The following is a 20,534-nucleotide window of genomic DNA, read 5'->3' on the forward strand; positions in this document are numbered from 1 at the left end:
GGCGGGTTGGGGGCGTGTAGCGCGAGTGCTATGAACAAGCCAAACTTCGGAGGCAACTATGAATCTGCAGGGACCGGCACGATTCAATGTGACGTACACCCCGGGCAAGGCATCGATTATATGTGAGCGAGGCACGCCGCGGTTTTCCGGCAATAGCTCTGGCAACAAACCAAAACTCTACGTGTTCTCTCGCGACAACGTTCCGATTTACGTCGGCGCCACTGTCAGGTCGATGGGTGACAGGCTTCGCAACGGTTGGAAGGCAACCGGAGAAAGCGGGTTCTATGGCTATCGCTTTCGGCACGAAGGTTCAAAGGTCGACCTCGACGTGTGGGCCGACATAGATCCGGTTAGGCAACGTGATCCCGAGATGCGGAGCGGAAGCGACATAGAAACGATAGAAGCTGAAGTCGTTTATCTCTTCCGCCACCGAACCGGCCAATGGCCAGTATATCAAACCGAAATTCATTTTTATCAGTCAAACGCCGACCACCACCGTGAAGCAGAAAAAGTTATCGCGCATTACGAGGTATTCAAATGATGCGACATCTGCTTCGGTTCCTGTCGGTGGCGCTGCTGCCCACCTTCTCTCGCGCCCAGACCGTTGACGAATCGCAAAATGTCTGCGGGCTAGCCGGTCAGCAGTTTTCGCCGGGCCCAATCGTAGTGGCCGGCAGCGGCCAAATGGTGTGCAGCACTGATTTCTCGTGTGGGTCGACACCAAACTGTCGCCAGCTGGATGCCTTCGCGATAGTCAACTACGGCGTGACGGACGCGCTGGATCGACCAATAGGTACGACTCGCCGCCAATTGACAGTTAGCGCAGCGCGGCGGGTCACGATCTCCCGCGTTTTTACACCGCCCGCTGTTCACAACCCCACTCCTGAGTTCGCTGGCTTTTGCTTGTCATCGAACGCCTGCTTTCCCCTCGCGGCCCATAGGTCCCGCGCAGGCTCGCCTTCAAGGCTCTGCAGCTTGGCGGCTATCCAGAGCAGCGCGCCGTAGATGATGGCGCGATCGTCATTGGTCAGCTCTACGATGCCGGCCTTGACGACGAGACCGCCGAGTTCAATCAGATGTCGGGTTCGCTTGCGGCGCTCGATCTGCCACGTGCGCATGTCACGTCGAGCCAGTGCCGCTTGCCGGCGATTGCAGGCTGCCCGGTTGCGCCGGAGCGCTGCTGGGGTTGCGCTGAGATGCCGGAGCAATTCGCCGGGACCGGCTAGCGAAAAACATCACCCCACGCTTGGCCCATGCCTCACGCTTTGCGACGTCGTTCGTCTCAGCGATTGCAACCAGCGCGCCGGCCAGTTCGTCGCTGCTGAGTTGATCGGCGCCGGTGGCGATCACCAGCTCGCCAAGCTGCTGCACCTTTCGCGTTTTGAGCTCTCGCGCCTTGCCTTCCAGCGCCTTCAGTTCCGCGTCGAAGTCTCGTGGTTTACGCATAGCTGTCTCCATCAAATGTCGATAAGGCAATGATAGGGAAGCAGGTGCCGGAAGGCTTCAGAGTAGCCGAGACAGCCCGGGACGGGCTGGTCCATCCCGAGAATTTTTCGAGGGAGGGCGCGCTTATACGTCGTGCCGACGTGCGCTTTGACGTGCAAATGATCTGGTCGCGATGGCGATCTATCATCTTCACGTCAAGGTCATTGGCCGCAAAGCGGGCTCAAGTGCGGTAGCCTCCGCCGCCTACCGCTCGGCCTCGCGGTTACGTGACGAACGCATCGAACGTAGCCACGACTTCTCGGCCAAGCGCGGTGTCGTTCATTCCGAAGTGATGCTGCCGGAGCATGCACCGGAGGCCTGGAGCGACCGCGAACGGCTGTGGAACGATGTCGAGGCGTTCGAGGTGCGCAAGGATGCGCAACTGGCCCGCGAGGTGGAGTTTGCCCTCCCGCGCGAACTGAGCCAGGCGCAAGGCATCGAGTTGGCGCGCGACTTCGTGCAAGCCGAGTTTGTCAGCCGAGGCATGGTCGCCGATCTCAATGTGCATTGGGACAGGGCAGAAGACGGCAGTTCCAAACCGCATGCCCATGTCATGCTCACCATGCGGTCCGTAGACGAGAACGGTTTCGGGTCAAAGGTTCGAGACTGGAATGCTACCCAGCTGGTCGAGCGCTGGCGCGAGCGATGGGCGGAGCTTGCCAATGAGCGCCTTGCCGAACTCGACATAGATGCCCGCATCGATCATCGCAGCCTGGAAGCTCAGGGCATTGCCCTGGAACCACAAACCCAGATTGGCGCACCGGTCCAACGCATTGAGGGCAGCGGCCTTGACGCTGGCGACACTGAAGCAGATCGCGCCGAACTGCACCGCGAGATCGCGCGCAATAATGGTGCGCGCATCATAGCCGACCCATCCGTGGCGCTGGATGCCATCACCCATCAGCAATCGACCTTCACCCGAAAGGACATTGCGAAGTTTGCGCATCGCCACAGCGATGGCGTGGAGCAGTTCAACACGGTCGTGGCAGCCATCAGCAACGCACCCGATCTGGTCGAGCTCGGCAAAGACGGACGCGCCGAAGATCGCTTCACCACCCGGCAGATGATCGAGGCCGAACAGCGCCTTCACCGCGCGGCGGAGCGTCTCGATTTGGACGAGCGACACGCGGTAAGGAACGCACAGCGTGAGACAGCGCTGGCGCGGGCTGCGCAACGCGGGCTTATCCTTTCGGGCGAGCAGTCCGATGCGCTTGCGCACATCACCGATAGTGGCGGTCTTGGTATCGTTGTCGGTTTCGCCGGCACGGGCAAGAGCGCCATGCTGGGCGTTGCGTGCCAGGCATGGGCAGCGGCTGGCTACGAGGTCCGAGGCGCGGCCCTTTCCGGTATTGCGGCCGAGAACCTCGAAAGCGGGTCGGGGATTTCGTCTCGCACCATCGCCAGTATGGAACATGGCTGGGGACAGGGCCGCGATCTGCTCACCGCGCGCGATGTCCTGGTGATCGATGAGGCCGGCATGGTCGGCACGCGCCAGTTGGAGCGCGTGCTATCCCATGCCGCGGACGTTGGCGCAAAAGTCGTGTTGGTTGGTGACCCGCAGCAGTTGCAGGCAATCGAAGCGGGCGCTGCATTCCGCTCCATTCACGAGCGACACGGCGGCGTCGAAATCGGTCAGGTGCGCCGGCAGCGTGAGGACTGGCAGCGCGATGCCACGCGCGATCTGGCAACCGGCAGGATTGGCGCCGCGATCAGCGCATATGAAGCCAAAGGAATGGTGCATGAGGCTGCGACGCGCGACGAGGCGCGCTGCAATCTGGTCGAGCACTGGGATCGCGACAGGCAGGCGCAGCCAGAGGCAAGCCGGATCATCCTCACCCACACCAATGACGAAGTACGCGCGCTCAACCAGGCAGCGCGTGAGCGCATGCGCGCTGCCGGCGATCTCGACGACGAGGTTCAGGTGAATGTCGAACGAGGTGCGAGGAACTTCGCCAGCGGCGACCGGGTCATGTTCCTGCGCAACGAGCGCGGACTTGGCGTCAAGAACGGCACGCTTGGCATCGTGGAGGAGGTCAGCACACAGAGCATGACCGTGCGCACCGATGACAGGTCGGTTCGCTTCGACCTGAAAGACTACGCGCACATCGACCACGGCTATGCCGCGACCACCCATAAGGCTCAGGGCATGACGGTCGACCGCGTCCATGTGCTGGCGACGCCGGGCATGGATGCCCATGGCAGTTATGTTGCCCTGTCGCGGCATCGCGAAGGGATGGAACTGCATTACGGCAACGATGACTTCGCAACCCGCGAACGGCTCGTCTGGACGCTGTCACGCGACCGCGCCAAGGACATGGCGTCGGACTACGACCAGATCGACCCGGCGCAACACTATGCAGAGCGGCGCGGCATCACCTTCCGCGAACGTGTGGTCGAGATCGTGCGCCGGATCGTTCCGGACAAGCTGCGCGAGAGGATCGGCGGACTGATGGACGGATTGCGCTCGCCCGGCGACGCCGAACCGGGCCAGGACCGTGGGCGTAGGCCGGGAAGGGACAATGTTGGGGTGCGGATCGGAGATGCCGGCCCCACTCCTGGAAGAGAAGCTCTCGATGAAAGGCCGCAGCGCGATGCGCCGGCGGACGCGGAAGCGGCGTTGCGCCGCGCTCGTACGAAGGCGCTTGTGCGTCACGCGCGTGCTCTGGACGCCATCCTGCGAACTGGAAATGCGGACGGGCAGGGCAGTCCCGACCAGATCCGTGAATTGAGGGATGCGCGTATCGCTTTCGAGAAGGTGCGGCCCTTTGGCTGGCGCGATGCCGAAGCGGCTTATGTGAAAAATCCCGGGCTGGTTCGTGACGCGGGTGCCGGCCGCGTCAACCGCATCGTGCTTGCTCTTCAGCTTGAAACGGAAATCCGCACCGGCCTCGACACCGATCCGAGCCGCCGCGCCGACCGTTTCGTGGAACGTTGGCAAAAGCTCGACCGGACGGGCCAGGCGCAATACCGGGTCGGCGACATGTCCGGTTACAAGTCAACCCGCTCGGCCATGTCCGACATGGCCAAAAGCCTCGAACGCGATCCGCAACTGGAATCCCTCCTGGCCAACCGCAAGCGCGAACTTGGCATTCACACCGATTCCGGCCGCCGCCTCGGTGCGGAACTTGCATTCAGCCATGGCATCGGCAGAGGACGCGGCATCGGGATTTAAACCCTCCGATTTGCCGCCGTTTCCACGACGCAGGCGGGTGAAGCGACAGACCTGATTGCGTCCAGCATCGGTTCGTCCTGTCTGTCCCAGCAGATATCAGAAACAACCACTGAGAAGCAGGCGCGCTATGTCCGAGCCGGATCGCATCATTCGCCTAAAAACCGTCCTTGCCCGGACTGGCCTGTCCCGGTCGACCATCTATCGCAAGATCGCCGCAGGCACGTTCCCCGCGCAGATCAGGATCAGTGTCAACGGAGCGGGGTGGCGGGAATCCGATGTCAATCGGTGGATTGCCGACCCTGTTTCGTGGCGCGCCAGAGCGGACGGAACAATAGCGAGCTAGGGGCAATCGATCGGCAGGCACACCCCTTACCATCGGCAAAGGTTCACCTTTGTCAAATCCAATGACCGATCAGCGGCCGATAGCGGACTAGTGGCTTCTGGTGTGAGTTCTAACTGAGCAGACATTCAATCAGTGCAAGTAGCATTGTGACGAAGAAATTATGCGGGGAGCGACATTTCCTATGTTCGCGGCGGCTTGAGGCGGCAGACGTTGGCGCTCGCACCGCAGCCCAATCACTCGGTGGCTTCTATCACGGGGCGCTGCGCTTTAGCCGCCGCACGCACTGGGCCCGGTTAGCTCCATGCCGCCTCCTCCATAGTCGAGCCTACAGGGCGGAACAACTGGACGCCGTCAGCGTGTTACGCGCTCACAAGTCGCATAATGGTATCGATATTGAACTCTAAGCGCTGATCGAGGGCGCCCTTGTCCATCAGGTCACGCTCGAAAATAATTGCGCCCGTGAAGCGGTTCGTTAGATAATAGTATCCGATCGCAGCGATCGTAATATTCAGCTGAACGGGATCGATCCCCGCACGAAAATCGCCGCTGCTCACTCCCCTCTCAAGTATGCTTGAGACCATTGCAACGAATCTACGGCTCGCCGTCTTGATTAACTCAGACTTCTTCACGTGCTTGGCCCGGTGAAGATTCTCACTGTTGACCAACGTGATAAATTCGGGATTTTTCAAGTAATATTGCCATGTGAATCGAACAAGGCGCTCAAGAGCGTCCCTGGGCTCCAAATCGTCGAGATGGAGCTTCTGTTCGGCCGTGCGAATGTCGAGGTAGGCATTTTCAATGACGGTCTGGAAGAGGTTATCCTTGCTACCGAAATAGTGATAAATCATACGCTTGTTGGCCTTGGCCTTCGCAGCGATGACATCAACGCGCGCACCGCCAAGACCATTCTTGGCGAAATCACTCTTTGCCGCCTCCAGGATGCGAAGCTTGGTCCCTTCGGCATCCCGCGGTCGCCTCTTCTTAGCGCCATTTTTTGATTTCTCGGACGTGGCGTCCACTTCGGCCGCTCCTTTGGTTACCGATTCCGCGTTCAGATGACGGTGCTGATGTCGCTGAAAGTCAGTTCAATTGGCTGAGAAGTCAACTGGCCACGGATCGCGTGGCCGCTTGACTCGTGCACCCCAAAGAAGTAACTAGATGGTGCATTAAGCGACCGGGAGAGCCAACTGAACGGCGACGCTTCTCGACGTTGCTCAATAAATGCCCGCGCCTGCGGGTCGTTGCCAAATGGGAGGTAGCATGTCGACTTTCATCAAGGACTTCATCGAGCGCGAGACCATCAACCGGCGCAATTTCCTACTCGCCACGGCTGCCGGCATGGGAGCCATGGCCGTGCCATTCGGCTTGGGCGGCGCTGCTCAAGCGGCTCTCACTGATCCGGCGATTGCCTGGTCCTACCGAGACCGGGCCTCGGCTTACTGGAACTCGATCGTGTCGGGTGGAGAGGCTTTCGTGGAGTCCCTCGGCAAGCCGAAGGATTCCCTCGTCTCGCTGATCAACGAGGGGTCCTCCGAAAAGTCGCTGGCCGACATCAAGGCGTTTCTTGCGAAAACCAACGGCAAATGCGCAATCGCCTGCGACGCTAACGACAGTCCGAACGCACGTCCCGTGGTCGAGGCTGTGCGGGATGCCGGCGCCTACATTTCCACCATCTGGAACAAGACCGACGACCTGCATCCTTGGGACGTCGGCGATAATTACGTCTCGCATATGACTTGGTCAGACGAGAAGCCGGCCGAGCAGACGGCGCGTATCCTGTTCGAGGCCATGGGGGGCAAGGGCGGCGTCGTGCATCTGGGCGGCATTGCTGCCAACAATCCGGCCATCGAACGCCTCAATGGCTTGAAGAACGCGTTGAAAGATTTTCCCAACATCGAGCTTCTCGATGCCCAGCCCGCCGATTGGGACACGACCAAGGGTACGGAGCTGATGGCGTCTTTCCTGACCCGTTTCGGCGACAAGATCACCGGCGTTCACTGCGCAAATGACAATATCGCCTATGGCGTGATCGAGGCCCTGCGCGCCGAAGGCATCGAGGGTATGCCGATAGTGGCCTATGACGGAAATCCGGAGGCGGTGAAGCTCGTCATGGACGGCAAGCTCCTGGCGACCGTCTTCACCAATCCGCACTGGGGAGGCGGTATCACGGCGGCGCTCGCCTACTACGCAGCGACCGGCGCCTTCAAACCCTCCGAGGAGCCGAAGGAGCACCGCGAATTCTACGGTCCGACAATCCTTATCTCCAAAAAGGATGCCGCGGACTTCAAGGCCAAATATCTCGATACCGTTCCGTCCTACAACTGGAAGGACTTCTGGGGTCCGAGCAACGGGCAGATCAAGTACAAGTAAGCGGAAGCTCGATCGAGCGGCCCTGAAACGGGCCGCTCCCCTCTACACGGCACGCTTGGACGGGAGGCCGAAGTTGCCACGCATCCTCACGCGCGAGAACGCGATCCGCTGGGCGCCCTTCTTGGTGCTTCTCGCGCTCGTGATTCTGTTCACGGCGATCAACCCGTCATTCCTGTCGCAGCGCAACTTCGCGCGCATCGCGATTGCAGCCGCGCCCGCCCTTATGGTGGCGATCGGCGTAACCTTCATCATCATCATGGGGTCCATCGACCTCTCGATGGAGGGCGTCGTTTCCCTGACGGCGGTCCTGTTCTGCTTCCTGATGCTGGCGCTCGGCGGAACGCTGGCCTCGGGCGGATGGATCGCAATACCGGTCATTCTGGCCGTCGGCGCCACGATCGGCCTGGTGAACGGCCTCATTCATGTCAGGCTGAAGATACCATCCTTCATGGCGAGCCTCGCGCTCGGTTTCGTTGGCACGGGCGCCGCGATCCTGCTGACTGGCGGCAACATCGTCAAATTCGATGATCCGACGTTTCGCGCCCTGCTGACCTGGCGCATTCTAGGGTTTCCGCTCATGGTCTATGTTGCGGGCCTGTGCCTTGCCCTTGCCTGGTTCATCCAGGCACATACCCGCCTTGGGCGCTATTTCTACGCTGTCGGCGGCGGCGAGGACCTTGCCCATGCCTCGGGGGTCCGGGTGCAGCAAGTGCGGATGGCGGGGTTTTCGCTTGCCGGCTTCTTCTACGCCATAGCCGCGATCCTGCAGGTGGCAAAGCTCGGCCAAGCCGAGTCGGTCACCGGATCCAACTTCATGTTCGTGTCTATCACCTCGGTCGTGGTTGGCGGCGTGGCGCTGTGGGGCGGCGTCGGCGGCGTATGGAACACGCTCGTCGGCGTCCTCATTGTCGCCGTGATCAACAACGGCATGGTCGTCATCGGCCTGCCTGACTTCCTGCAGGCCGCCGTTCTCGGACTGCTCGTCATCATCGCGGTCATCCTGTCGACAGACCGGCGCTCGGTCGCGTTCGTCAAGTGAGGGCGCCATGTATGAATTGAGAGCCGTTGAAAAGAAGTTTCCGGGCGTCAGGGCGCTGAAATCCGTCGACTTCTCCATCAGCCGCGGCGAGATCGTCGGGCTGGTGGGCGAGAATGGTGCCGGCAAATCCACGCTCATGAAGGTGATTTACGGCGCCTACCAGCCCGATGGCGGGGAAATCCTCATCGATGGCAAGCCTGTGCGGTTCAGCGGCCCTCGCGACGCGATGGAAAGGGGCATCGGCATGGTGTTCCAGGAGCAATCGCTGATCACCAACCTGTCGGTGATGGAGAACATCTTCCTGGGCTATGAGGACCAGTTTTCGCGCTTGGGCGTAGTCAACTGGAAGGCCATGGCCAAAGCCGCCAGGAAGCAACTCGCCAAGGTCAAGCTGGATATAGACCCGCGCACGATCACCTCAAGTCTTTCCTTCGCGCAGCGCCAGCTTGTGGAACTGGCCAAGGTGCTGACCCTGGAGGAGCGGGTGCAAGGCCATCTGGTCGTTCTGCTCGACGAGCCGACCTCGGTGCTGGCGGAGGAAGAGGTAAAGCTATTGTTCAAGCTCGTGCGGGAGCTGACGACGCGCGCTTCATTCATCTTCGTGTCGCATCGCATGGACGAGGTGATGGAGCTCTCCGACCGCATCTACGTGATGAAGGATGGCCAGGTGGTCGATGTCGTCTCGCGCGGCGCGGTGACACCGGAGACGATCCAGCACAAGATGGTCGGCCGCCACGTCGACAACGAATATTACCGTGAGCAGCGGCAAAAGCCCTATGACGCAACGAAGCCTCTGGTCGAGCTGTCGGATGTCAGCCTGCCCGGACGGGTCCGCGACATCTCGCTGACGCTGCACGCCGGCGAGGTGCTATGCCTGGTGGGTACCGAGGGTTCCGGCCGCGAAGCGATCCTTCGAACCATCTACGGCATGCGCGCGCCCATCAAGGGCACTTTGAAGGTCAAAGGCGAGATCATCCCCAGGCTTACGGCTCGCGGCGCGGTGGAACGGGGGGTCGGCTATGTACCGCGCGAGCGCAAGGTCGAAGGGATCGTGGCCGGCATGAATGTCTACGAGAATATGACGCTCTCGCAAATGCCGCGCTACGCTCGGATGGGCTGGCTCGACGTGGCCGACGAGCGTGCCCTTGCCAGGACATGGATCAGCAAGCTCTCCATCAAGGCGAGTTCAGAATACGCCGATTGCGGCAATCTCTCCGGAGGCAACCAGCAGAAGGTCGTGCTCGCCAAATGGCGGTCGGGCGGATCCGATATCATGCTTCTCGACCATCCGACCCGAGGCCTGGACATCGGCGCCAAGGAGGATGTGTACGATATGATCAGGGAGATGTGCGACGACGGGGTCGGCGTCGTCCTCGTTGCCGACACGCTCGAGGAGGCGATCGGCCTTTCCCATACCATCGTCGTCATAAAGGACGGTGAGATCCAGAAGCGCTTCGACTGCGTTCCCGGCGCCAAGCCGACGCTCTACGACCTTCTGCACTACATGATCTGAGAGGCCACATGGACATCCAACGCCTCAAGCCGCACTTCCCCTGGATCACCCTTCTGGTCCTGGTCACGATCGTCGGCATCGCCGATCCGAACTTCCTCAAGCCGGCCAATCTGCTGAGCCTTGCAGGCGACATCGTGCCGCTGTTCATCATGGCGCTGGGACTGACCTTCGCGATCTACATCGGCGGCATCGACCTGTCGGCACAGTCGATGGCGAACATGATCACCGTGGTTGCCTCGGTCTATCTGGCGTCGCTGGGCATATGGGTTGCCGCGCTGTGCATCCTTGCAGGCTTCGCGCTGGGCACCCTCTCCGGCTACCTAACCACCCGCATGTACGTTCCGTCCTTCATCTCGACGCTGGCCGTCGGCGGCGTGTGCTTCTCGGTGGCGCAATGGTTGTCTGGCAATCGAGCCCTGAACATGGACGCAACACAGCGTAACGAAACCTTCGGCTGGATGATCGGTCGAACCGGCATCGTGCCGCACGAGCTCTTCATCGCGCTCGGCCTGCTGGCAATCTGCCTGATCATAGAACGGCGCACCATCCTCGGCAGGGCGCTGAAGGCCGTGGGCGCCGGTGAACGGGCGGCAGCAGCGTCTGGCCTTAACGTCGCCCGCTACAAGATCCTGGCCTTTGCCATTTCCGGAGCGCTGGCCGCAGTGGCCGGTCTGCTTTTCTCTGTCAAGCTGTCGGGCGGCGCACCGACGATTGCCAACGGCTTCCTTCTGCCGGCCATCGTCGCGGTGCTTGTCGGCGGGACACCGCTGACGGGCGGGGTCGGCGGTGTGCTCAACACCGCGATCGGCACGCTGATCGTCGCGGTCATCCGCGCCTCGATGCTCTACTTCGGCATCGCCGCGACGCAGCAGCAAATGGTCTTTGGTCTAGTGCTGATCGTCGCGATCGCTTTGACCATCGACCGCTCCAAACTTCGCACCGTGAAGTGAGACACGCCATGGCAACAATGCGCGCCGCGGTTCTGACCGCTCCGCACCGTTTCGAGTTGCAGGAGGTCGCGGTCCCGGAGGTGGGTCCTGACGACGCCTTGATCCGCGTCTCGCGGACCGGCATATGCGGCACCGACATCCATATCTTCAACGGTCACTATGCCGCCGACCGGCTGCCGCTGGTGCCTGGCCACGAGTTTGCCGGGACCGTCGCGGCGACGGGCGAGCGTGTGAAGCATATCAAGCCAGGGACGACCTGCGTCGCGGATGTCAATATCGGCTGTGGCGAGTGCTATTGGTGCCGCCGCAACGAGATCCTCAACTGCCCCTCGATGACGCAGGTGGGCATCGGGCGCGACGGCGCGTTCGCCGAATATGTCTGCGTGCCGGCGCGGCTCGTCATAGAGACGCCGGACGATGTGCCGGTTCAGGTGCTTGTCCTGACGGAGCCAGTGTCATGCGTGGTGCGCGCCGCGCGCAAGGCGCGCGCGAGTTTCGGCCAGGCAGTCGTGATCCTCGGAGCCGGGCCGATCGGCAATCTGCATGTCCAGATGATGCGCTTGTGCGGCGCCGCACCAATCATCGTCGCCGACCTGTCGGAAGACCGTTGCCGTCTTGCCCTTGAAGCCGGCGCGGATGCAGCCGTCGCCGATCCTGCCCTGCTTAAGGCAGAGGTCTTGAAAAGGACGGGTGGACGCGGGGCGGACCTGGTGATCGAGAGCGTTGGTTCCGCACGGCTCTATGCCCTTGCATTCGAGCTCATCCGCAAAGGCGGCCATGTGGCTTTCTTCGGCCTTACCGGGCCGCACGACACGGTGCCGGTCGATATCCTGCGCACCGTCCTCGAAGAAAACAGTCTGAAGGGCTCGGTCGCGGGCATGGGAGAAGACATGCACGACGCGCTGACACTTTTGTCGCACGGCCGCTTTCGGACCGAGGCGTTCACACGCGCGACTTTCCCACTCGATGACATCCAGCGCGCCTTCGAGACTCTGGCCGAGCGGCCCCAGGATCTCAAGACGCAAATCGTATTGAACTAGACGTCGGCGCGTTCCGCCTGAAACGGATCGCGGAGGGCCGGCGCACAACCAGAGCGGAGGCATTCCATGCTCGATTTCACTGACGGCGCAGCCCTTCCGGATGCGCCGCGCGAATTTGGTTTCTGGTCGGACGGATGCTGGCGCAAAGGCAGCGCCATGTTCGAGCGCCGGTCGCCGGGCCACGGCGTGCCGGTGACCCTTACGCCCAGATGCACGGTGGACGACCTCAATGCCGCAGTCGCCGCGGCGCGCCGCGCATTCGAGGACCGCCGGTGGGCCGGACTGCCAGGGGCCGACCGGGCCGGCGTGCTGCTGAGGGCGGCTGATGTGCTGCGTCGCCGCCGCGATGAAATCGCCTATTGGGAAGTTCTCGAGAATGGCAAGCCGATCTCCCAAGCGCGCGGCGAGATCGATCACTGCATTGCGTGCTTCGAGGTCGGCGCGGGCGCCGCAAGGCTATTGCATGGCGACAGCTTCAACAGTCTCGGCGATGGCCTTTTCGGTATGGTGCTGCGCGAGCCAGTTGGCGTGGTCGGGCTCATCACACCATGGAACTTCCCGTTCCTGATCCTTTGCGAACGCATTCCGTTCATCCTCGCCAGCGGCTGCACCGTGGTCGTCAAACCTTCCGAGGTCACGTCCGCGACGACGCTTTTGCTTGGCGAGATCCTTTCCGAAGCCGGCGCGCCGGACGGCGTCTATAACGTCGTCACCGGATCGGGCCGGACGATTGGTCAGGCTTTGAGCGAGCATCCCGATGTCGACATGCTGTCTTTTACCGGATCGACATCCGTCGGGCGCTCATGCGTCCATGCGGCTGCCGATTCGAACTTCAAGAAGCTCGGCTTGGAGTTGGGTGGCAAGAATCCGATCATCGTCTTTGCGGACAGCGACCTCGAGGATGCGGCGGACGGCGCGGCTTTCGGCATAAGCTTCAACACGGGCCAGTGCTGCGTGTCGTCGAGCCGCGTCATTGTGGAGCGCTCGGTCGCTCGCGAGTTTGAGGAAATCCTTGCCGCCAAGATGGCCAGGATAGTCGTCGGCGATCCGTTGCAGATGAAGACGCAGGTCGGAGCCATCACCACCGATGCGCAGAATTCAACCATCCTGAGCTATATCGACAAGGGCAAGGCCGAAGGGGCGACGCTTGTCGCTGGCGGGCAGGCCCTGAATCTTGGCGGCGGCCAGTATATCGCGCCGACGCTCTTTTCCGGAGTCACACCCGGGATGTCGATTGCCCGTGACGAAATCTTCGGGCCCGTCCTGTCGTCCTTCCATTTCGATACGGTCGAGGAGGCCATCAGCCTTGCGAACGATACTGTATATGGCCTGGCTGCCAGCGTGTGGACAAAGAACATAGACAAGGCGCTGGTAGTGACGCGGCGTGTGCGCGCCGGCCGGTTTTGGGTGAACACGATCATGGCCGGAGGGCCGGAGATGCCGCTCGGCGGGTTCAAGCAGTCCGGATGGGGAAGAGAGGCCGGAATGTACGGCGTTGAGGAATACACACAGGTGAAGTCCGTCCACATCGAAATCGGCAAGCGTTCGCACTGGGTCAAATAATGACAAAAGGATTCGACTATGTGGTCGTCGGCGCCGGCTCGTCGGGTTGCGTGCTTGCCGCGCGGCTGTCCGAGAATCCGGCTGTCAGGGTCTGCATCATCGAGGCTGGTGGCAAGGACAGCCATCCCTACATCCATATGCCGGTCGGGTTCGCCAAGATGACGACGGGGCCGCTCACCTGGGGCCTGGTGACGGCACCGCAAAAGCACGCCGACAACCGCGAAATTCTTTATGCCCAGGCGAAGGTTCTCGGTGGCGGTTCGTCCATCAATGCGGAGGTCTATACGCGCGGGCACGAGACCGATTACGACCGCTGGGCAAACGAAGAAGGCGCGGATGGTTGGGCGTTCAAGGACGTCCGGAAGTATTTCCTGCGTTCCGAGGGCAACAGCATCCTCTCCGGCAAGCTCCACGGCACCGACGGACCGCTTGGGGTGTCGAACATACCAGATCCGAACGTCGTTTCGCGCGCATTCGTCCAGAGCTGCCAGGAATACGGGCTACCCTACAATCCGGACTTCAACGGCGCGAAGCAGGAAGGCGCCGGCATGTACCAGATCACAACGCGCAACAACCGCCGCTGCTCGGCTGCCGTGGGCTACCTCAAGCCTGCCCTGGCACGCCCGAACCTGACGCTGATCACAGGGGCGCTGGTCCATCGCGTCGTCTTCAAGGGCCGCCGGGCCGTTGGCGTCGAATGCTCGGTCGGCGGCTCGCTGAAGGTCATAAACGCCGACAGCGAAGTGCTGGTCACCTCGGGAGCGATAGGCACGCCGAAGCTGATGATGCTGTCCGGCATCGGCCCTGCCGAGCACCTGCGCCATCACGGTATCGAGACGATCCAGGATCTCCCGGGTGTCGGGCAAAACCTTCAGGATCATTTCGGCATCGACATCGTGGCCGAGCTGAAAGGCCATGATTCACTCGACAAGTACAACAAGACGCACTGGATGCTGTGGGCCGGCATCCAGTACACGCTGTTCAGGACCGGGCCGATAACGTCAAACGTGGTCGAGGGCGGCGCCTTCTGGCATTCCTCGGGGAGCCATATGGGTACGGTTCCTGAGCTGCAGTTCCATTTCCTGGCGGGAGCCGGCGCGGAGGCTGGCGTGCCATCGGTTCCGAAAGGATCGTCCGGCATCACATTGAACAGCTATACGCTGCGCCCGAAATCGCGCGGGAGCGTGACGCTCCGCTCGCCGGATCCACGCGACAATCCAATCGTCGACCCCAATTTCCTCGCGGAGCCCGACGATCTGAGCGTGTCGGTCGAAGGCATCAAGATCAGCCGGGAGATATTCAATCAGCCGTCGCTTCGCAAATTCATCAGGGAGCTCCGCTTCCCGGATTCCGCCGTGCGCTCGCAATCGGATTACGAAGCCTATGCACGTCGCTATGGCCGCACCTCCTACCACCCGACTTGCACCTGCAAGATGGGCAAGGATGCGATGTCCGTGGTCGACCCCCAACTGCGAGTGCACGGGTTGGATGGCATCCGCATCTGCGATAGCTCGGCAATGCCGTCCTTGGTCGGCTCGAACACCAATGCAGCGACAATCATGATCGGCGAGCATGCCTCGGACCTGATCCGAGGCAACCGCTAGCGTTTGCCGGTCACCTCGGATCTGCTTGCTCTCCCTGTTCGCGCTCAGGCGTCGAAATCCGGTGCATAAGGGATCAACCGCTTCCCAACAACGCGGTAACCGACGGCATTCATGGCGTCGATGCGGCCCATGTCGATACTCGACAAGGTGAAGTCCATCACGTCGAAATTCGCGCGGATGTTGTCTGGCTTGGTGGACATCGTGTTGATCGGCAAACCCTTCTGCAGGATCCAGCGCAGCACGACCTGGGCGGCCGACTTGCCATATGTGGCGCCGATATCGGCGAAAAGCGGATGCTTGAAAACCTCGCCGCGCGCGACCGAACAGTAGGACGATAGAGGGATGCCCGTTTCACTCGCGGCCGCCAGCAGCTTGCTCTGGTCAAGAAGCGGATGGAATTCCACCTGATTTGTTACGAGCGGCACGCCGGTGATCTGCCTCGCCTGCCGCATCATCGCCGCTGTGTAGTTCGACACTCCGATGGTGCTGGCGAAACCCCGTTCCTGCGCCTCCCGAAGCAGTTCAAGTGAGAGCTTGATGTCGCCTCCTGGCGTCGGCCAATGAAGAAGCAGGATGTCGACACGATCCAACTTCAGATCCTGCAAGGACTGTTCGACGGATGACATGAACCGCTCTTGCGAGAAGTTCTCCACGGCGACCTTTGTCGTGATGCAGAGCTCGTCCCGAGGTATACCGCCCTCGGCCAAGGCCAAGCCTGTATCGGCTTCATTGCCATAAGCCTGGGCCGTGTCGAACGCGCGGTAACCTGCATCGATCGCAGCCTCGATCGCGGCGCGGAGCGGATCCCCTTTAAGGGGGAAAGTCCCAAACATCCGCTGGTTCGTATTCTGGAACATGATGTTCATCGAAATCCTCCCACTGGTTGCCGTCGGCGCAGAGCTTGCCTTGAAAGCCGCAGGCGGCTATATCAAGTTTATAACTATCTAGTTACTTATTGCCAAGCCTTATGGAGAGGAAGCGTGAGCAAGGTCAGGTCCGCAGCGGAGGCTGTTGCCGCGATAGGAGACGGAGCGGTGGTAGCGGTCAATTCGTCATCCGGTCTCCTTTGCCCGGACGCCGTGCTTGAGGCTCTCGGCAAACGTTTCGCGGCCGAAGGCGCGCCGCGTAATATCACCACCATCCATCCGATTGCCGCCGGCGACATGTTCGGCACCAAGGGGGTCGACCACATCGCCTTGCCGGGCTTGATCAGCCGCATCATCGGCGGCTCATACCCATCGGGGCCTACCAATGCCGAGCCGCCGCTGATCTGGCAGCGCATTCTCGCTGGCGACGTGGCGGCCTGGAACTTCCCCTCGGGCGTCGTGTTCGACATGCTGCGCGAGGGCGCGGCACACCGACCGGGTGTGTTGACCAAGGTAGGCATGGACACCTTTGTCGATCCGGCGCTCGAAGGCGGGGCCATGAACGAAGCGGCACGGAAGTCGCCGATCGTGCAGCGCGTGGAGTTCAACGGCGAGACATGGCTCCACTTCCCACCCCTCAAGCCGGCCGTGGCAATCATCCGGGCGACGACGGCGGACGAGAAGGGAAACCTTACCTTCGAGCAGGAAGGGGCAACCCTCGGCGCGATGGAGATGGCTCTTGCGGCGCGCAATTGCGGCGGCATCGTCATCGCCCAGGTCAAGCGCGTCGCGGCTCAAGGCACGCTGCGGCCGCATGAGGTGCGGGTCCCCGGAATCCTGGTGGACTTCATTGTCGAAGCTCCGGATCAACTGCAGACCACGGGCACCGCATACGATCCAGCCATATCGGGCGAACTGTTCCGGCCCCTGCGCACATTCCGTACGCCTGAATACAATGTCTCCAAGGTCATCGCACGCCGGGTCGCGCAGGAGCTTCGAGCGGGCTGGGCCGTCAACATCGGCTTTGGCATCTCCGCCAACGTGCCTCGCATCCTGATCGAGGAGGGCCTGCACGGCGCCGTTACCTGGGTGATAGAACAAGGTCCGGTGGGCGGCGTGCCGCTGCTCGATTTCAAATTCGGCTGCGCCTCCAACGCAGAGGCCTTCGTCGCTTCCCCGCACCTTTTCACATACTTCCAGGCCGGCAGCTTTGACTGTTCCCTGCTGTCGTTCCTCGAGATCGGATCCGACGGGTCCGTGAATGTCTCGCGGCTTTCGTCGACACCGCACCGCACCGCCGGCGCCGGCGGCTTCGTCGACATCACCTCGCGGGCGCGTAAGATCGTGTTCTCGGGCAATTTCAATGCAGGCGCGAAAATGCGGCTGGAAAACGGAAATCTGGTCATCGACAAGGAAGGCAAGGTCGTCAAGATCGTGCCGAAGGTGGATCAGGTCAGCTTCTCGGGGGCGCGCGCCCGCAGCCAGGGCCAGGACGTCACCTATGTGACGGAAAGATGCGTCATCCGGCTGGCGGCCGACGGCTTGGTCGTCACCGAAATAGCGCCCGGGCTCGACCTCGAACGTGACGTCCTGCAGCAGGCAGCCGCACCGCTCTCGGTCTCCCCACAACTGAAGGTGATGGACGAGGCACTGTTCCTTGACCAGCCGATAGGGCTGCGGTTGTGAGCGACTCTCGTCTCGACCTGAGCATCGACGGACCCGTCGCACGGTTGACTATCCGCAGGCCTGAAAAGCTGAACGCGCTTGACGCGGCGATGGTCGATGCGCTCGTCCCGCTGTGCAGGTCTGTGGAGCGTTCCGGAGCCAAGGTTCTGATCCTGATCGGTGAAGGCGACAAGTCATTCTGCGCGGGCGGCGATGTCGCTGCCTGGAGCGCCCTCAGTCCAGCGGAGTTCGCACGCCACTGGATCCGCGACGGCCACGCCGGCTTCGACGCTCTCGCCAGGCTTTCGCAGCCGGTCATTGCCGTCCTGAACGGACACTGCCTCGGCGGAGGTCTGGAGCTGGCGGCCTGCGCCGACTACCGGATTGCGGAAAGCCACGCCCGTATCGGCCTGCCCGAGACTAGCCTCGGAATCATACCCGGCTGGTCGGGAACCCAGCGCGCAGCCCGTCGTTTCGGCCCGCAGCTTATTCGGCGCATGTCGATCTTCGGTGAAGTCTATTGCGCCGACGACGCGTTGAGGCTGTCGCTTGTCGACAAGGTCGTCGACAAGGGGCGCGGTCTGGCAGCGGCCGAGGAGCTTGCCACCGTCGTTGCAAGCAGGTCCGCTACCGCGGTTGAACTGGCGAAGATGCTCATCAATGCCGTCGAGGGCGAGGAGCGCGAGCGCGTGCTGGACGCCCTTGCCGGACGTATCGCCGCCGGCAGCGAGGATCTTCGGCAGGGCCTGGCCGCCTTCCGACAGAAGAGCCGGCGGCCGAAAGACTAATCTCGGGTCCGATCTGAGCGCGGCAGAAGGCTGTTTCCCAGGCGGCGGCTGACCAAGCAACAGCCCCCCTTGCCCAGGGCGGGGCTGCGAGCGCTGTCCAGCCGCTGTTTCAACAAACGGAGCGGAAGCGCTCCACGCATGCGTCCAGGACCTCCCCGGGATCACGCTTCCACCAGTCTTGCGCCGAGAACACCTCGACCTCGCAGGGCCCGTCATAGCCAGCCGCTTCCACCGCCGCGCGGATCGCCTTCAGATCGGCCACGCCGTCCCCCATCATGCCGCGGTCGAGCAGCACGTCACGCGTTTGCGCCAACCAGTCGCAAAGGTGATAGCCGAAAATGCGCCTCGGCCCGGCACGCAGCAATTCGTTGGCTAGCGTGCGATCCCACCAGACATGGTAGATGTCGACCGCAATGCCCACATTGGGCGCATCGACGGCGGCGCAAAGATCGACCGCGTCGCGCATCGTCACCAGGCAGGATCGGTCGCCGCCGTAAACCGGATGCAACGGCTCCAGAGCCAGGCGAACGTTTCCGGCCGCCGCGTAGGGTGCCGCTTCGGCGACCCGATCCGCAACCAGCTTGAGGCTTTCGCCGATGCCTTTCGTCCCCGGCTCTACCCCACCGGCGACGATGGTCAGGACAGGCGCGCCGAGGCCGGCAGCCATGTCGATTGCGGCACGGAAATCGTCCATGACAGCCTCGCGGCCGGGCAGCGCCAACGGGCCGGTGAGATAAGGCGCGCGGCACAAGCCGACGACACTCAGGCCGGCCGCGCGTACCCGCTCGCCGATCTCGACGGCGCGGCTGCCGATTTCGCGGCGCCAGAAGACTATGCCGCGCAAGCCGCGCTCAGCGCATGCATCGAGCACACGCTCGATCGACCAGCCCGCGCCGTGACCGTCGAGATTGTGGCCGAGCGTCGCCGTATTGAGTGCCAGCGCGGAATGGTTCCTCGAGAAGTCACGCATGGTTCTGGTCAGAGACCATAAAAGGCAAGCAACTTGCGCATGCGCGCGGCGGCCAGTTCGGGGTCGGCCAAAAGGCCACATCCATCGGCTAGCTTGAACACTTCCACGAAATAGGGCAGCGGCCGCATCGACTGACCGCCTCCGAGCATGATGAAATGGTCCTGGAAGCCGTTCAGCCAGGCAAGGAAAACGACCCCAGTCTTGTAGTATTGCGTGGGCGCGCGGAAAATCAGCCGCGCGAGCGGTACGGTCGGATCCAGCGTGGCGTGGAACGCTGGGATATCGCCGAGACTGAGCCGGTCGATGGCGTAGGCGGCGGCCGGTGCCAGAGGGTCGAAGATACCGAGAAGGGCATGCGAGAAGCCTTGCTCGTCTCCCGCGATGAGCTCCGGGTAGTTGAAATCGTCGCCGGTATACATCTTCACGCCGGCAGGCAGACGGCGGCGCAGGATGAGCTCCTTCTCCTTGTCGAGAAGGGAAATCTTGATGCCGTCGATCTTGGCCGTGTTGTTCCCAATGATTGCCAACACCGTCTCGAGCGCATCCTCGAAGCCGTCGGCCCCCCAATAACCCTTGAGGGCCGGATCGAACATCTCTCCCAGCCAATGCAGGATCACCGGGCGCTCGCAGCGCGCAAGTACGTCGCCGTAGACCGAAACATAGTCGTCCGGCGAACGCGCCACGGCCGCCAGCGCCCGGCTGGCCATGACGATCGATCTGCCGCCGACCTTCTGGATCGCCTCGATCTGCTCGAAATAGGCTCGGCAGACATCGTCGAGCGTGCGTGCATCGGCAGGTCCGAGCTGATCGGTGCCGGCGCCGTTGAAGACGAGCGCGTCAGGCAGCTCGCTCTTGGTCCTGCGGATCAACTCCAAGGCAGAAGGCCAGTCGAGACCCATGCCACGCTGCGCAGTGTCCATTGCTTCGGCGATGCCGAGGCCGAGCCCGTGAAGGTGACGCCTGAATGCCATCGTTGCCTTCCAGTCGATCGCGGGGTGCCCGCCGGGATCGCTGGCGCTGAAAGGATCCGCCACGACATGGGCCGCCGACAGCACGGTACGTGGCGCACCGGGCGGCAATCGCGCGGCCGGAACCGTTTTGCCCTGAAGCCGGTAGTCGGAAAGTCTGCCCGTGCTATCCGGCAGCTGGATGATCATGGCGTTCTC

Annotated in this window: 18 protein-coding genes; 12 read left to right on the plus strand and 6 right to left on the minus strand. The window is 62.1% G+C overall.

Features of this window, described 5'->3' with window-relative positions:
- Window positions 1-58 precede the first annotated feature (58 nt).
- On the plus strand, window positions 59-541 hold the full coding sequence (locus FJ434_RS23360) for a hypothetical protein (RefSeq protein ID WP_140510998.1): 483 nt from the start codon (window positions 59-61) through the stop codon (window positions 539-541).
- 328 nt (window positions 542-869) lie between these two features.
- On the opposite strand, the gene FJ434_RS23365 is transcribed toward FJ434_RS23360, so the two are convergent.
- Together FJ434_RS23365 and FJ434_RS23370 are read right to left on the minus strand one after the other, a co-directional pair.
- On the minus strand, window positions 870-1,118 hold the full coding sequence (locus FJ434_RS23365) for a conjugal transfer protein TraD (protein WP_140510996.1): 249 nt from the start codon (window positions 1,116-1,118) through the stop codon (window positions 870-872).
- Between the two features lies 1 nt (window position 1,119).
- Window positions 1,120-1,446, minus strand: a complete 327-nt coding sequence (locus tag FJ434_RS23370; RefSeq protein WP_140511000.1) for a conjugal transfer protein TraD — start codon at window positions 1,444-1,446, stop codon at window positions 1,120-1,122.
- A 172-nt stretch (window positions 1,447-1,618) separates the two neighbouring features.
- Between FJ434_RS23370 and traA the strand changes: the two genes are divergently transcribed.
- Complete coding sequence (gene traA, locus FJ434_RS23375) at window positions 1,619-4,657, plus strand: Ti-type conjugative transfer relaxase TraA (protein ID WP_140751397.1); 3,039 nt, start codon at window positions 1,619-1,621, stop codon at window positions 4,655-4,657.
- Window positions 4,658-4,784: 127 nt separating this feature from the next.
- Window positions 4,785-5,000, plus strand: a complete 216-nt coding sequence (locus FJ434_RS23380) for an AlpA family phage regulatory protein (protein ID WP_140751395.1) — start codon at window positions 4,785-4,787, stop codon at window positions 4,998-5,000.
- 359 nt (window positions 5,001-5,359) lie between these two features.
- Here FJ434_RS23380 and FJ434_RS23385 read toward each other — a convergent pair whose 3' ends face one another.
- Window positions 5,360-6,019 carry a TetR/AcrR family transcriptional regulator gene (locus FJ434_RS23385; protein ID WP_140751393.1) on the minus strand — a complete coding sequence of 220 codons (660 nt, stop codon included), beginning with the start codon at window positions 6,017-6,019 and terminating at the stop codon, window positions 5,360-5,362.
- A gap of 241 nt (window positions 6,020-6,260) precedes the next feature.
- On the opposite strand from FJ434_RS23385, the gene FJ434_RS23390 reads away from it, so the two are divergent.
- The 7 genes from FJ434_RS23390 to FJ434_RS23420 all read left to right on the plus strand — a co-directional run bounded on the left by FJ434_RS23390 (window position 6,261) and on the right by FJ434_RS23420 (window position 15,079).
- Window positions 6,261-7,370 (plus strand): sugar ABC transporter substrate-binding protein, encoded by a 1,110-nt coding sequence (locus tag FJ434_RS23390; protein ID WP_140751391.1) that lies wholly within the window; start codon window positions 6,261-6,263, stop codon window positions 7,368-7,370.
- A 73-nt stretch (window positions 7,371-7,443) separates the two neighbouring features.
- Window positions 7,444-8,409 carry an ABC transporter permease gene (locus tag FJ434_RS23395; protein ID WP_140751389.1) on the plus strand — a complete coding sequence of 322 codons (966 nt, stop codon included), beginning with the start codon at window positions 7,444-7,446 and terminating at the stop codon, window positions 8,407-8,409.
- A 7-nt stretch (window positions 8,410-8,416) separates the two neighbouring features.
- Window positions 8,417-9,922, plus strand: coding sequence for a sugar ABC transporter ATP-binding protein (locus FJ434_RS23400; protein WP_140751387.1), 1,506 nt, complete (start codon window positions 8,417-8,419; stop codon window positions 9,920-9,922).
- 8 nt (window positions 9,923-9,930) lie between these two features.
- Window positions 9,931-10,872: an ABC transporter permease gene (locus FJ434_RS23405; RefSeq protein ID WP_140751385.1), complete on the plus strand. Its 942-nt coding sequence runs from the start codon at window positions 9,931-9,933 to the stop codon at window positions 10,870-10,872.
- Window positions 10,873-10,880: 8 nt separating this feature from the next.
- Window positions 10,881-11,912, plus strand: coding sequence for an alcohol dehydrogenase catalytic domain-containing protein (locus FJ434_RS23410; protein WP_140751383.1), 1,032 nt, complete (start codon window positions 10,881-10,883; stop codon window positions 11,910-11,912).
- Window positions 11,913-11,978: 66 nt separating this feature from the next.
- Window positions 11,979-13,475 carry an aldehyde dehydrogenase family protein gene (locus FJ434_RS23415; protein ID WP_140751381.1) on the plus strand — a complete coding sequence of 499 codons (1,497 nt, stop codon included), beginning with the start codon at window positions 11,979-11,981 and terminating at the stop codon, window positions 13,473-13,475.
- Complete coding sequence (locus FJ434_RS23420; RefSeq protein ID WP_140751379.1) at window positions 13,475-15,079, plus strand: GMC family oxidoreductase N-terminal domain-containing protein; 1,605 nt, start codon at window positions 13,475-13,477, stop codon at window positions 15,077-15,079. The genes FJ434_RS23415 and FJ434_RS23420 overlap by 1 nt, the downstream gene beginning before the upstream one ends.
- A 44-nt stretch (window positions 15,080-15,123) precedes the next feature.
- Here FJ434_RS23420 and FJ434_RS23425 read toward each other — a convergent pair whose 3' ends face one another.
- Window positions 15,124-15,945: an aldo/keto reductase gene (locus FJ434_RS23425; RefSeq protein WP_140751377.1), complete on the minus strand. Its 822-nt coding sequence runs from the start codon at window positions 15,943-15,945 to the stop codon at window positions 15,124-15,126.
- Window positions 15,946-16,059: 114 nt separating this feature from the next.
- Here FJ434_RS23425 and FJ434_RS23430 point away from each other — a divergent pair, with 114 nt between their 5' ends.
- Window positions 16,060-17,631, plus strand: a complete 1,572-nt coding sequence (locus FJ434_RS23430) for an acyl CoA:acetate/3-ketoacid CoA transferase (RefSeq protein ID WP_140751375.1) — start codon at window positions 16,060-16,062, stop codon at window positions 17,629-17,631.
- On the plus strand, window positions 17,628-18,398 hold the full coding sequence (locus FJ434_RS23435) for an enoyl-CoA hydratase/isomerase family protein (RefSeq protein ID WP_140751373.1): 771 nt from the start codon (window positions 17,628-17,630) through the stop codon (window positions 18,396-18,398). The genes FJ434_RS23430 and FJ434_RS23435 overlap by 4 nt, the downstream gene beginning before the upstream one ends.
- A gap of 109 nt (window positions 18,399-18,507) precedes the next feature.
- Here the strand turns inward: FJ434_RS23435 and FJ434_RS23440 are convergent, their stop codons facing one another.
- Window positions 18,508-19,368, minus strand: coding sequence for a sugar phosphate isomerase/epimerase family protein (locus tag FJ434_RS23440; RefSeq protein WP_140751371.1), 861 nt, complete (start codon window positions 19,366-19,368; stop codon window positions 18,508-18,510).
- Window positions 19,369-19,376: 8 nt separating this feature from the next.
- On the minus strand, window positions 19,377-20,525 hold the full coding sequence (locus tag FJ434_RS23445; RefSeq protein ID WP_140751369.1) for a dihydrodipicolinate synthase family protein: 1,149 nt from the start codon (window positions 20,523-20,525) through the stop codon (window positions 19,377-19,379).
- Between the last annotated feature and the right edge of the window lie 9 nt (window positions 20,526-20,534).

The organism is Mesorhizobium sp. B2-5-13, assembly GCF_006440535.1.
Taxonomy (GTDB): Bacteria; Pseudomonadota; Alphaproteobacteria; order Rhizobiales; family Rhizobiaceae; genus Mesorhizobium; species Mesorhizobium salmacidum.

Excerpts from the sequence above, each read along its gene's own strand:
- FJ434_RS23360 (WP_140510998.1), top strand. The coding sequence starts at position 59 with ATGAATCTGCAGGGACCGGCACGATTCAATGTGACGTACACCCCGGGC.
- FJ434_RS23365 (WP_140510996.1), bottom strand. The coding sequence starts at position 1,118 with ATGCGCACGTGGCAGATCGAGCGCCGCAAGCGAACCCGACATCTGATT.
- FJ434_RS23370 (WP_140511000.1), bottom strand. The coding sequence starts at position 1,446 with ATGCGTAAACCACGAGACTTCGACGCGGAACTGAAGGCGCTGGAAGGC.
- traA (WP_140751397.1), top strand. The coding sequence starts at position 1,619 with ATGGCGATCTATCATCTTCACGTCAAGGTCATTGGCCGCAAAGCGGGC.
- FJ434_RS23380 (WP_140751395.1), top strand. The coding sequence starts at position 4,785 with ATGTCCGAGCCGGATCGCATCATTCGCCTAAAAACCGTCCTTGCCCGG.
- FJ434_RS23390 (WP_140751391.1), top strand. The coding sequence starts at position 6,261 with ATGTCGACTTTCATCAAGGACTTCATCGAGCGCGAGACCATCAACCGG.
- FJ434_RS23400 (WP_140751387.1), top strand. The coding sequence starts at position 8,417 with ATGTATGAATTGAGAGCCGTTGAAAAGAAGTTTCCGGGCGTCAGGGCG.
- FJ434_RS23405 (WP_140751385.1), top strand. The coding sequence starts at position 9,931 with ATGGACATCCAACGCCTCAAGCCGCACTTCCCCTGGATCACCCTTCTG.
- FJ434_RS23410 (WP_140751383.1), top strand. The coding sequence starts at position 10,881 with ATGGCAACAATGCGCGCCGCGGTTCTGACCGCTCCGCACCGTTTCGAG.
- FJ434_RS23415 (WP_140751381.1), top strand. The coding sequence starts at position 11,979 with ATGCTCGATTTCACTGACGGCGCAGCCCTTCCGGATGCGCCGCGCGAA.
- FJ434_RS23420 (WP_140751379.1), top strand. The coding sequence starts at position 13,475 with ATGACAAAAGGATTCGACTATGTGGTCGTCGGCGCCGGCTCGTCGGGT.
- FJ434_RS23425 (WP_140751377.1), bottom strand. The coding sequence starts at position 15,945 with ATGAACATCATGTTCCAGAATACGAACCAGCGGATGTTTGGGACTTTC.
- FJ434_RS23440 (WP_140751371.1), bottom strand. The coding sequence starts at position 19,368 with ATGCGTGACTTCTCGAGGAACCATTCCGCGCTGGCACTCAATACGGCG.
- FJ434_RS23445 (WP_140751369.1), bottom strand. The coding sequence starts at position 20,525 with ATGATCATCCAGCTGCCGGATAGCACGGGCAGACTTTCCGACTACCGG.